Genomic DNA, 12,193 nt, shown 5'->3' with positions numbered 1-12,193 from the left:
CGGGCTTGCCCCGCGATAGCGTCAGTCAGGCCACAGGCGCGGTGGCGACCATCGAAGGACGCAAAGCCACCTCGGCATACCAGGCAGCCAACCCCGGTTGCTGCTCGCGCCAGCCAAAATCGGGCTGGCGCAGGTCCAGATAGCCCAACGCACAAGCCACACCAATGGCAACGATATCGAAGCCTGAAACCAGCTCCGCCAGATGCTCGCGCTCAAGGTTCGTCAGGCTCCGGCGGATCTTCTGCGACTGCGCCTCGACCCAGCCGTCCCAGCGTTTTTCTGCCGGGCGCAGGAACGTCTCGTAACGCAGCGAAACAGCCGCATCCATGATCGCATCAGCCTGGGAGGCCAGCGTCAGCCGCCGCCAGCGCGCCGAGCCCTCACGGGGGATCAATGGAATGCCCACATGCTGCGTGTCGAGGTACTCGCAGATCACCCGGCTGTCATGCAGCACGCCGCCATCTTCCAGGCGCAATGCCGGGATCTTGCCAATCGGGTTGCCTTGGTTGAGCTGCTCGTCGCCGGCCACCGGGCTGACGTTGACCGCTTGCAGTTGCACCCGATCCAACTGCCCGGTTTCATGCAGCACTACCATCACCTTGCGCACGAACGGCGACAGCGGTGAGTGGAACAGGGTCATCGTCGCCATGGCTTGCCCTCAGTTGCCTTGCAGGCTAGGGGGCAGGCACACACCGGTACCGCCGATGCCGCAGTAGCCGTCGGGGTTCTTGGCGAGGTACTGCTGGTGATAGGCCTCGGCGAAGTACACGGTAGGCGCCTGGGCGATCTCGGTGGTGATCGGGCCGAAACCGGCCTTGTCCAGCTCGGCCTGGTAGGCCGCTTTGCTGGCCTGGGCCTGATCCAGCTGCTCAGGGCTGGTGCAGAAGATCGCCGAGCGGTATTGGGTGCCGATGTCGTTGCCCTGGCGCATACCTTGGGTGGGGTTGTGTAGCTCCCAGAACATCGCCAGCAGTTCGCCGTAGCTGACCTTGGCCTTGTCGAACACCACCAGCACCACTTCGGTGTGGCCGGTCAGGCCCGAGCAGACTTCTTCGTAAGTCGGGTGCGGGGTGAAGCCACCGGCATAACCGACCACGGTGCTGACCACACCTTCACGCTGCCAGAAGCGGCGCTCGGCGCCCCAGAAGCAGCCCAGGCCAAAGATGGCGAAGTCGACGTCGTCGAAGAACGGGCCCAACAGGGGCGTGTCTTCGAAGACGAAGTGCTTCTCCGGCAAGGTCATCGGCGTTTCGCGGCCAGGCAGGGCCTGTTCAGCGGTGGGCAGGACGTTTTTGTTCACCAGGATTTCCGAACGCAGGACCATGGCCGTTCCTCTGTTGATAGCTAGGCAGTTGTGGCCTCATCGCGGGGCAAGCCCGCTCCCACGCGTATTTAGAGGGAGTTCGTGGGAGCGGGCTTGCCCCGCGATGAGGCCCGAATGGTTCCTATATTGCCCGAGACTGGCCTTGCTGTCAGGCCATCGGTCCGCGCGGATAGCGCTTGAGTTTATCGACCAGCTCACGCCCTGGGATTGGCCGGTCGAACAGGTAGCCCTGACCGACGTCGCAGCGGTGGCGACGCAGGAACGCCAGCTGTTCGGCGGTCTCGATGCCCTCGGCAACCACCTTCAACTTGAGGTTGTGGGCCATGGCCACCACCGCTGAGGTGATCTCCATGTCGTCCTGGTTGTCGGGGATCTCGTTGATGAAGCTGCGGTCGATCTTGATGATGTCGATGGGAAACTTCTTCAGGTAACTCAGCGACGAGTAACCGGTGCCGAAGTCGTCCATCGCCAGGGTCAGGCCCAGCGCCTTGAGTTCGTCGAGCTGGCGGTGGGTGTCCTCGGTGGCTTCCAGCAGCAGGCCTTCGGTCAGCTCCAGCTCCAGCAGGTGCGGCGGCAGGGCCTCTTCCTTGATGATGTTGCCAATCGAGCTGACCAGCTCAGGGTCGGAAAACTGCTTGGGCGAGAGGTTGATCGCCACATGCAGGTTGCCCATGCCCGCGTCGCGCAGTTGCTGGCTCATCCGGCAGGACTGGCGCACCACCCACTTGCCGATCGGAATGATCAAGCCGGTTTCCTCAGCCACGCTGATGAACTGGTCGGGGCGAATCATGCCGCGCTCTGGGTGGTTCCAGCGCAGCAGCGCTTCCAGGCCCAGCAAACGCCCGCTGCGCAGGCACAGCTTGGGCTGGTAGAACACTTCCAGCTCATTCTGGGTCAGGGCGCGCCGCAGGTTGTTCTCGACGAACAGCTTATAGCTGGCCTCGGCGTTGAGCACCTCGGTGAACACCTGGACCTGGTGCTTGCCGTTAGCCTTGGCCTTATGCAGGGCAAGCCCGGCGTTTTTCATCAGTGTTTGCGGGTCGCTGCCATGCAGCGGCGCGCAGGCCAGGCCTACCGAGGCGGTGACGTTGATCAGCTGATTGTCGACGAACATCGGTTTATCGAGAGTACGCAACAGCTGTTGCGCCACCGCCTGGCCGTCTTCCAGGCCGATATCATCGAGCAGCACGGCGAATTCGTTACTGGCAAAGCGCGCCAGGATGCCGCCAGCGTGCAGGCTATTGCGCAAGCGTCGGGCGAGGCTGACCAGCAGCTTGTCACCGGTCTGGTGGCCGAGGCTGTCGTTGATCCGCTTGAAGTTGTCGATGTCGACCAGCAGCAGGCAGATCGAGGTTTCTTGGTCGCGCGCGAAACGTTCGTCGAGGTTGCGGATGAACGCCGGGCGGTTGCCCAGGTTGGTCAGGTTGTCGGTATAGGCCAGGCGCTCGATGCGCTGCTGGGCCAGCTTGCTCTGGGTGATGTCTTCGTAGATGCCGATGTAATGAGTCAACTCGCGGTTGTCGCCATACACCTTGGAAATCGACAGCTGGCCCCAGTAGGGCTCAAGGTTCTTGCGCCGGCTCTTGAACTCGCCTTGCCAGCTGTTGCCCATGGCCAGGCTCGAAGGCGAGTCGAACAACAGTTCACTGAGGTTTTCCAGGGCGGGCAATTCCGACAGGCGGTGGCCTTGGACCTCATCGGTGCTGTATTGGGTAATGGCGGTGAAGCTCGGGTTGACGTACTCCACCACGCCGTCACGGTTGACCAGCAAGAATGCGCTGGCGCTCTGTTCCACCGCACGCTGGAACAGGTGCAGGGCGCTGGCGGCGGTGCGCCGGTTGTGGTTGGTGATGACCTGGGCGAACTGGTCGGCCAACTCGCCGGCAAAGGCGATTTCATCGGACTGCCAGGCCCGCGGCGTGCCGGTTTGCTCCAGGCACAACACGCCGACCACCTGGCCATCGACGCGGATGCTGGCATCGAGCATGGCGTTGTTGGCGCTGGGGTAGAGGGTCTCGGCCATGTCGCGGGTGCGCGGGTCGTGGCTGGCATTGTGTGCGTCGATGGCGCGGCTGGCGTGCAGGGCGTCGAGGTAATCGGGGAAGCGGCTGGCGTCGATGGGCTCGGGCAATCGGTGCTGCTGCTCCAGGCGATACCAGGCGCTGATCGGCTCCAGGCGCTGGTCATCGAGGTACCAGATGCTGGCGCAGTCGACCTTGTAGATTTCGCAGGCGCTCTGGGTGATCAGCTCGGCAGCTTCGAGCAACGAGTTGTCGGCGCTGTAGCGCTGGCGTGCCAGGCGCAGGATCAGGTCCTGCTGTGCGCGTACCCGCTCCAGGTGTTCGAGCTGCTCCTGCTGGGCGCGCTGGTTGAGTTGCAGGGCGATTTGCAGACGGTTGTTACGCGTTTCCAGGTCGCTGGCGGCGAGGTCCGGTGCGTCTTCTGCAGCGTCGTCGAGCACAGTCAGGTAGCCGCGCAGCAGTTGCCGGCCATGCTGCTTGTAGGCTTCGCCGACTTCCAGCAGGCGCAGTGGCTCGGGGCTGGCGTGCAGGGTGTAGCGCACCCGGTAGTGGCCGCGCCGGGTCAACTGCAGCTGGATCTCGTCGTGCAACCGGTAGCGCGCTTCTGGCTCCATCAGGCTGGCATAGGGCGAGCCGATCAAGGCGCAGAGGTCGGCGGCAGGCAGGCCGAACTGACGGTCGCAGGCGGGGTCGAGGTACAGCATGGCCCAATTGGCTTCGTTGAGCCTTTCGAAACGCAGCATGCCGAGCCGCGAGGGCACGGGGAGCTGCGTGACGACCTCGGCCGCCACACGGCTGGCGGCATCGGGTTGGCTTTTCATCGAAGACTCGCTTGAAGAGGGTGGCGCAGGCCTGGTCGGTCGCGCATCTGGCAAGGTTGCATCATGTCCCGGAGGCTGGCAAGCGGCCATAAGGGATGCTGTGAACAGGTTGTCGGCAGGCTGAGTGAAGTCTGAAGGTTGCTAGGGCGGGTTGACGGCTAAAGCCGCTCTGGCCTGGGCAAAAAAAAGCCCCGCCAAGGGCGGGGTTGAGGTACGAGCGTGGCAGCTCGAAAGGGGGCCTGCCTTCGCGCATGGGAAGGCAGGTTGCAGCGCGTTACAGCAGCATGGTGCGGATGTCCGCCAGCAGGTCGCTCAGGCGCTTGGTGAAGCGCGCAGCTGCGGCGCCGTTGATCACACGGTGATCGTACGACAGCGACAGCGGCAGCATCAGCTTGGGCTGGAAGGCTTTGCCATCCCAGACCGGCTGCATGGTGGCCTTGGATACACCGAGGATCGCCACCTCAGGCGCGTTGACGATCGGCGTGAAGCCGGTGCCGCCAATGTGGCCGAGGCTGGAGATGGTGAAGCAAGCGCCTTGCATGTCGTCGGCCGACAGCTTCTTGGTGCGGGCTTTTTCGGCCAGCGCCGCGGCTTCGCCAGCCAGTTGCAGCAGGCTCTTCTGATCGACGTTCTTGATCACCGGGACCAGCAGACCATCCGGGGTGTCCACGGCAAAGCCGATGTTCACGTATTTCTTGCGGATGATCGCCTTGCCGCTTGGTGCCAGCGAGCTGTTGAAGTCCGGCAGTTCCTTGAGCAGGTGGGCACAGGCCTTGAGCAGCAGTGGCAGCACGGTCAGCTTGACGCCCGCCTTCTCGGCCACCGCTTTCTGGGCAACGCGGAAGGCTTCCAGCTCGGTGATGTCGGCGGAGTCGAACTGGGTCACGTGCGGCACGTTCAGCCAGCTGCGGTGCAGGTTGGCGGCACCGACCTGCATCAGGCGGGTCAGGGCGACTTCTTCGACTTCACCGAACTTGCTGAAGTCCACCACCGGGATCGGCGGGATGCCTGCGCCACCGGTTGCACCCGCTGCTGCCGGTGCTTCCTTGGCCTTCTGCATCATGGCCTTGACGTAGACCTGCACGTCTTCCTTGAGGATGCGACCGTGCGGACCGGTGGCTGCTACTGCACCCAGGTCGACGCCGAACTCGCGGGCCAGCTGACGCACTGCCGGGCCGGCATGGACCTTGGCGTTGCTGCCAGCCGCTGGAGCGGTGGCGGCCGGTGCTGGAGCGGCGGCAGGGGCAGCGGCAGGCGCGGCGGCCGGAGCCGCGTCAGCCTTGGCCGGCGCAGCAGCGGCTGGCGCTGGAGCCGGTGCGGCAGCAGCCGCGCCTGCGACTTTCAGCTTGAAGATCAGGTCGCCAGTGCCGACTTCGTCGTCCAGCTTGCAGATCACTTCTTCGATCACGCCAGCGGCAGGCGAAGGGATCTCCATGGAGGCCTTGTCGGACTCCAGGGTGATCAGCGACTGGTCGGCTTCGACGCTGTCGCCAACCTTGACCAGCACTTCGATGATCTTGGCCTTACCCGACGAGCCGATGTCCGGCACGTGGATGTCCTGCACGCTGGCTGCAGCTGGAGCTGCGGCCTGGGCAGGTGCTGCAGCCGGGGCGGCAGCGGGTTTTTCTTCGGCGGCGGGCGCAGCAGGGGCGGCTGCGGCCGGAGCCTCGGACGCCGCAGCGGCGCCCTCGACTTCCAGCACCAGCAGCTCGTCGCCTTCTTTCAGGCGATCGCCCAGCTTGACCTTCAGCTCTTTGATCACGCCTGCCTTGGGGGCAGGGATCTCCATGGAGGCCTTGTCGGACTCCAGGGTCAGCAGGCTCTGGTCAGCCTCGATGCGGTCGCCAACCTTGACGAACAGCTCGATGATTTCACCTTCACCGCTGCCGATGTCAGGTACGCGAATGAGTTCGCTCACTTAAAATACTCCTCAGCAGTCCAGTGGGTTGCGCTTGTCCGGGTCGATGCCGAACTTGACGATGGCGTCAGCCACCACCTTAGGTTCGATCTCGCCACGGTCAGCCAAGGCTTCCAGGGCAGCCAGCACCACGAAGTGACGGTCGACTTCAAAGAAGTGACGCAGCTTCTTGCGGCTGTCGCTGCGACCGAAGCCATCGGTACCCAGGACTTTGAACTCTTTGCTCGGCACCCACTGGCGGATCTGCTCGGCAAAGATCTTCATGTAGTCGGTCGATGCGATAACCGGACCCTTGCGACCGTTCAGGCACTGCTCGACGTAAGTCTGCTGTGGCTTCTGGCCAGGCTTGAGGCGGTTGGCGCGTTCTACGGCGAGGCCGTCGCGACGCAGTTCGTTGAAGCTGGTGACGCTCCACACGTCGGCGCCGACGTTGAACTCTTCACGCAGGATCTTCGCCGCTTCACGGACTTCACGCAGGATGGTGCCGGAGCCCATCAGCTGAACGTGGTGGGCCGCGTCCTTGGTGTCTTCCTCGAGCAGGTACATACCCTTGACGATGCCTTCCTCGACACCGGCCGGCATGGCTGGCTGCTGGTAGGATTCGTTCATCACGGTGATGTAGTAGAAGATGTCCTGTTGCTCTTCGGTCATCTTCTTCATGCCGTCTTGGATGATCACCGCCAGCTCGTAGCCGTAGGTTGGATCATAGGTGCGGCAGTTCGGGATGGTCCCGGCGAGCAGGTGGCTGTGACCGTCTTCGTGCTGCAGGCCTTCACCGTTGAGGGTGGTACGGCCGGCGGTACCGCCGATCAGGAAGCCACGGGTGCGGCTGTCGCCAGCGGCCCAGGCCAGGTCACCGATACGCTGGAAGCCGAACATCGAGTAGAAGATGTAGAACGGCAGCATCGGCTGGTTGTGGTTCGAATAGGAAGTGCCCGCAGCAATGAACGACGACATGGCGCCGGCTTCGTTGATGCCCTCTTCGAGAATCTGGCCCTTCTTGTCTTCGCGGTAGAACATCACCTGGTCTTTATCGACTGGCTCGTAGAGCTGGCCGACCGAGGAGTAGATGCCCAGCTGGCGGAACATGCCTTCCATACCGAAGGTACGGGCTTCGTCCGGGATGATCGGAACGATGCGCTGGCCGATCTCTTTGTCCTTGACCAGCTGCGCCAGAATCCGCACGAAGGCCATGGTGGTGGAGATTTCGCGGTCGCCCGAGCCGTCCAGGATCGCCTTCAGGGTTTCCAGTGGCGGGGTCGGGATGCTGATGCTCTTCTCGCGGCGCTGTGGCACGAAACCACCCAGGGCGCTGCGGCGCTCGGCCAGGTAACGGGCCTCGGCGCTGCCTTCTTCAGGCTTGAAGAACGGCAGGTTTTCCAGCTCTTCGTCCTTGACCGGGATGTCGAAACGATCGCGGAAGTGACGCAGGCTCTCGACGTCGACCTTCTTGGTGTTGTGCGCGGTGTTCTTGGCTTCGCCAGCACCGGTGCCATAACCCTTGATGGTCTTGGCCAGGATGACAGTCGGCTGCTCTTTGTGGTTGACCGCCTGGTGGTAGGCCGCATAGACCTTGTACGGGTCGTGACCGCCACGGTTGAGCTTCCAGATCTCTTCGTCGGACAGGTCTTCGACCATGGCCTTGAGTTCTGGGGTGTTGAAGAAGTGCTCACGGACGAACGCGCCGTCCTTGGCCTTGTAGTTCTGGTACTCGCCGTCGATGACTTCGTCCATGCGACGTTGCAGGATGCCGTCGACGTCCTTGGCCAGCAGTGGGTCCCAGAAACGGCCCCAGACCACTTTGTTGACGTTCCAGCCACCGCCACGGAACACGCCTTCGAGTTCCTGGATGATCTTGCCGTTGCCGCGAACCGGGCCGTCGAGGCGCTGCAGGTTGCAGTTGATGACGAAGATCAGGTTGTCCAGCTTCTCGCGGCCAGCCAGGGAGATCGCGCCCAAGGATTCCGGCTCGTCGCACTCGCCGTCGCCCATGAAGCACCAGACTTTCTGCTTGCCGGCCGGGATGTAGCCGCGCGCTTCGAGGTACTTCATGAAGCGTGCCTGGTAGATCGCCTGGATCGGACCCAGACCCATCGAAACGGTCGGGAACTGCCAGAAGTCAGGCATCAGCCATGGGTGCGGGTACGAGGACAGACCCTTGCCATCGACTTCCTGACGGAAGTTGTTCATCTGGTCTTCGCTGATCCGGCCTTCCATGAAGGCGCGGGCGTAGACGCCAGGCGAGGCGTGGCCCTGGAAGAAGATCAGGTCGCCGCCGTGTTCTTCGGTCGGGGCCTGGAAGAAGTAGTTGAAGCCGATGTCGTACAGGGTGGCACTGGAGGCGAAGCTCGAGATGTGTCCGCCCAGGTCCGAATCCTTCAGGTTGGTACGCATGACCATGGCCAGGGCGTTCCAACGCACCAACGAGCGAATGCGGCGTTCCATGAACAGGTCGCCAGGCATGCGTGCTTCGTGGGTGACAGGGATGGTGTTGCGGTATGGCGTGGTGATGGCATACGGCAGCTGCGAACCACTGCGGGTGGCCAGCTCGCCCATACGGGTCATCAGGTAATGAGCGCGGTCTTCGCCTTCTTTGTCGAGGACCGACTCCAGGGCATCCAGCCATTCCTGGGTTTCGATTGGATCGAGGTCTTGCATGGCTTGCTCCAGGGCGGAAAGGCCACCAGAATCGGGGGCCTGAGTTTGCGACTGGCCTTATGGGCAGACGTCGTGAATTCTTGGATTACCGGAGTGTGATCCGGCGCCGTGTAGTTTTACTACAAAAGCTTTCGCATTTCATGCTTTTAGACGGTCGGGGTAGTAGTAATACTACAGAAATGCGACGTTTGGTCGCACCCCGGGTTGTGAGGAAAAACGTTCATGTTGGTTGGCGGTGTGTTCGAGGCGGGTGATTCATGATGTTTCTTGCCAATGATTCGACTATTTCAGCTATTTCCAACTTTTGTATGACAGTCCAACCGTGGTCCCGCTTCGCCGCGACCGCATTTACCCCTCTGATTCACGCCGATCAAGGATAGTCCATGCGCCTGCCTTTGCCGCTCGATCTGCCTGCCGCCCTGCAACCACTGGTCGTTCGCAACCAGCAGTTGCTCACCGATGCCGTCGCTGGCCACGATCAATTGCACCTGGACGCTTTGAGCGCCACTCATCGGCAACAGTTCGATCAGGTTGCCGCCGCCAGTGATTTCGTCCTCGGCCAGGTCCAGCGTGAGCCCGGTATGTTCTTCGAGCTATTGGGCAGCGGCGAGCTGGAGCAGGCTTTCGCCCCGGGCCAGCTCTGTGCGCGGATCGCCAGCGTGGCCCAGGCGGCGCAAAGCGAAGATGAGCTGGCGCGTAATCTGCGCCGCGAGCGCAACCGCCAGCAATTGCGCATCATCTGGCGCGACATCACCCGCCAGGCCGCCTTGGGCGAGACTTGCCGCGACCTGTCGGACCTTGCCGATGCCTGTATCGACCAGGCCTATCAATGGTTGTACCCACGCCACTGCCAGCAGTTCGGCACACCGATCGGTAACCGCAGTGGCGAGCCGCAGCACATGGTGGTGCTGGGCATGGGCAAGCTCGGCGCGGTGGAGCTGAACCTGTCATCGGACATCGACCTGATCTTCGCCTTCCCCGAAGGCGGCGAGACCGAAGGGGTCAAACGCTCGCTGGATAACCAGGAGTTCTTCACCCGCCTGGGCCAGCGCCTGATCAAGGCGCTCGACCCGGTGACCGTCGATGGTTTCGTGTTCCGCGTCGACATGCGCCTGCGCCCCTATGGCTCGGCGGGTGCCTTGGTGCTGTCGTTCAATGCACTGGAGCAGTACTACCAGGACCAGGGGCGTGACTGGGAGCGCTACGCCATGATCAAGGCGCGGGTGGTGGCGGGCGACCAGACGGCCGGTGCCCAACTGCAGGAGATGCTGCGCCCGTTCGTCTACCGCCGTTACCTGGATTTCTCGGCGATCGAAGCACTGCGCACCATGAAGCAGCTGATCCAGCAGGAAGTGCGCCGCAAAGGCATGGCCGAGAACATCAAGCTCGGCGCGGGCGGCATCCGCGAGGTGGAGTTCATCGCCCAGGCGTTCCAGTTGATCCACGGCGGGCGTGACCTGAGCCTGCAGCAGCGGCCACTGCTTAAAGTCCTGGCAACCTTGGAGGGCCAGGGTTACCTGCCGCCGGCGGTGGTTGCCGAGTTGCGCGAAGGCTACCAATTCCTGCGGTATACCGAACATGCCATCCAGGCCATCGCCGACCGCCAGACGCAGATGCTCCCCGAAGACGATACCGACCGCGCGCGGGTGGCCTTCATCCTCGGTTTTGCCGACTGGCACAGCTTCCACGATCAGCTCATGTACTGGCGCGGGCGCATCGACTGGCATTTCCGCCAGGTGATCGCCGACCCGGATGAAGACGAAGGCGAGGGCGAGTTGGTGGTGGGCGGTGAGTGGTCGCCGCTGTGGGAGCAGGCCCAGGACGAAGAAGCCGCTTGCCGACAGCTGGAGGAAGCCGGTTTCCGCCAGCCTGCCGAAGCCCTGCGGCGTTTGGCTGGGTTGCGCGCCAGCCCGCAGTTGCGTTCGATGCAGCGTTTGGGGCGCGAACGCCTGGATGCCTTCATTCCGCGCCTGCTGGCCCAGGCCGTCGAGCACGACAACCCGGATCTGGTGCTGGAACGGGTGCTGCCGCTGGTCGAAGCGGTGGCGCGACGTTCGGCTTATCTGGTTCTGCTTACCGAAAACCCAGGCGCTCTACGCCGCCTGCTGACGCTTTGCGCCGCCAGCCCATGGATTGCCGAGCAGATCGCCCGCTATCCGCTGCTGCTCGACGAACTGCTCAATGAAGGCCGCCTGTTCAGCCCGCCACTGGCGCCGGAGCTGGCTTCGGAGCTGCGTGAGCGGCTGACGCGCATCCCCGAAGATGACCTGGAACAGCAGATGGAGGCGCTGCGTCACTTCAAGCTGGCGCACAGCCTGCGCGTGGCGGCTTCGGAAATCAGCGGCAACCTGCCGTTGATGAAAGTCAGCGACTACCTCACCTGGCTCGCCGAAGCCATTCTCGACCAGGTGCTGGCCCTGGCCTGGCGCCAGACCGTGGCGCGTCATGGCCAGCCCAAGCGCAGCGATGGCAGCCTGTGCGATCCGGGCTTCATCATCGTCGGCTACGGCAAGGTCGGTGGTCTGGAGCTGGGCCATGGCTCGGACCTGGACCTGGTATTCATTCACGACGGCGACCTGTATGCCGAGACCGACGGCGCCAAGCCGATCGACAGCGCGCAGTTCTTCACCCGCCTGGGCCAGCGCATCATTCACCTGCTGACCACCCAGACCAACTCCGGCCAGCTGTATGACGTCGACATGCGCCTGCGGCCATCGGGCGCTTCCGGGCTGCTGGTCAGCTCGCTCGGTGCCTTCGAGCGTTATCAACAAGGCGAAGCCTGGACCTGGGAGCATCAGGCCCTGGTCCGGGCACGGGTGCTGGTAGGCTGCAAGCAAGTGACCACAGCCTTCGAGGCGGTACGCGCCAAGGTGCTGGGCCAGGCCCGAGACCTCGACAAGCTGCGCGTCGAGGTCAGCGAGATGCGTGCCAAGATGCGTGACAACCTCGGCACCAAGCTCACCGCCGCCGGCACTGCCAGCAACGCCTTCGATGCGGGCGTGCCGTTCGATATCAAGCAGGATGCCGGCGGTATCGTGGATATCGAATTCATGGTCCAGTACGCAGCGTTGGCCTGGTCCCACGACCACCCGGCGTTGCTGCGCTGGACCGACAATATCCGCATCCTCGAAGAGCTCGAACAGGCCGGCCTGGTGCCCGCCAGCGATGCGGTGTTGCTGCGTGAGGTGTACAAGGCCTTCCGTTCGGCCTCGCATCGCCAGGCCTTGCAGAAGCAGGCCGGGGTCATCGATGCCGCCCAGTTCGCCGACGAGCGCCGCGAGGTGCGGCGAATCTGGGGTGAGCTTGGCCTGAGTTGAGCGTTCAGGGCGACGACAGGGCACCAGTGGTACACTGCACGCCATATAGCCTGAATATAAAGAGGGATGGCTCGCCTCGAAGCCCGCGCGAGCGGTTTGCGTGGGAGCGGGCTTGCCCCGCGATGGCATCGTCA

Annotated in this window: 6 protein-coding genes; 1 reads left to right on the top strand and 5 read right to left on the bottom strand. The window is 63.3% G+C overall.

The window, feature by feature from the left end; all coding sequences use genetic code 11:
• Positions 1 to 25: 25 nt before the first annotated feature.
• From HU737_RS20700 to aceE, 5 genes are all read right to left on the bottom strand, one after another.
• Positions 26 to 649, bottom strand: coding sequence for a glutathione S-transferase (locus HU737_RS20700; RefSeq protein WP_186552745.1), 624 nt, complete (start codon positions 647 to 649; stop codon positions 26 to 28).
• Positions 650 to 658: 9 nt separating this feature from the next.
• Complete coding sequence (msrA, locus tag HU737_RS20695; protein WP_186552744.1) at positions 659 to 1,324, bottom strand: peptide-methionine (S)-S-oxide reductase MsrA; 666 nt, start codon at positions 1,322 to 1,324, stop codon at positions 659 to 661.
• A 148-nt stretch (positions 1,325 to 1,472) separates the two neighbouring features.
• Positions 1,473 to 4,166: a putative bifunctional diguanylate cyclase/phosphodiesterase gene (locus HU737_RS20690; RefSeq protein WP_186552743.1), complete on the bottom strand. Its 2,694-nt coding sequence runs from the start codon at positions 4,164 to 4,166 to the stop codon at positions 1,473 to 1,475.
• Positions 4,167 to 4,440: 274 nt separating this feature from the next.
• On the bottom strand, positions 4,441 to 6,084 hold the full coding sequence (gene aceF / locus HU737_RS20685) for a dihydrolipoyllysine-residue acetyltransferase (RefSeq protein ID WP_186552742.1): 1,644 nt from the start codon (positions 6,082 to 6,084) through the stop codon (positions 4,441 to 4,443).
• 12 nt (positions 6,085 to 6,096) lie between these two features.
• Positions 6,097 to 8,742, bottom strand: coding sequence for a pyruvate dehydrogenase (acetyl-transferring), homodimeric type (gene aceE, locus HU737_RS20680; protein ID WP_186552741.1), 2,646 nt, complete (start codon positions 8,740 to 8,742; stop codon positions 6,097 to 6,099).
• 383 nt (positions 8,743 to 9,125) lie between these two features.
• Here aceE and glnE point away from each other — a divergent pair, with 383 nt between their 5' ends.
• Positions 9,126 to 12,059, top strand: coding sequence for a bifunctional [glutamate--ammonia ligase]-adenylyl-L-tyrosine phosphorylase/[glutamate--ammonia-ligase] adenylyltransferase (glnE, locus tag HU737_RS20675; RefSeq protein ID WP_186552740.1), 2,934 nt, complete (start codon positions 9,126 to 9,128; stop codon positions 12,057 to 12,059).
• Positions 12,060 to 12,193: the final 134 nt, after the last annotated feature.

The sequence above is a fragment of the Pseudomonas urmiensis genome (assembly GCF_014268815.2).
Taxonomy (GTDB): Bacteria; Pseudomonadota; Gammaproteobacteria; order Pseudomonadales; family Pseudomonadaceae; genus Aquipseudomonas; species Aquipseudomonas urmiensis.
The sequence above is the reverse complement of the archived record's forward strand: the minus strand, read 5'-3'. Positions and strand labels throughout refer to the sequence as shown.

What these genes read in the sequence shown, in the direction of transcription:
- HU737_RS20700 (WP_186552745.1), bottom strand. Translation starts at nt 649, where the DNA reads ATGGCGACGATGACCCTGTTCCACTCACCGCTGTCGCCGTTCGTGCGC.
- msrA (WP_186552744.1), bottom strand. Translation starts at nt 1,324, where the DNA reads ATGGTCCTGCGTTCGGAAATCCTGGTGAACAAAAACGTCCTGCCCACC.
- HU737_RS20690 (WP_186552743.1), bottom strand. Translation starts at nt 4,166, where the DNA reads ATGAAAAGCCAACCCGATGCCGCCAGCCGTGTGGCGGCCGAGGTCGTC.
- aceE (WP_186552741.1), bottom strand. Translation starts at nt 8,742, where the DNA reads ATGCAAGACCTCGATCCAATCGAAACCCAGGAATGGCTGGATGCCCTG.
- glnE (WP_186552740.1), top strand. Translation starts at nt 9,126, where the DNA reads ATGCGCCTGCCTTTGCCGCTCGATCTGCCTGCCGCCCTGCAACCACTG.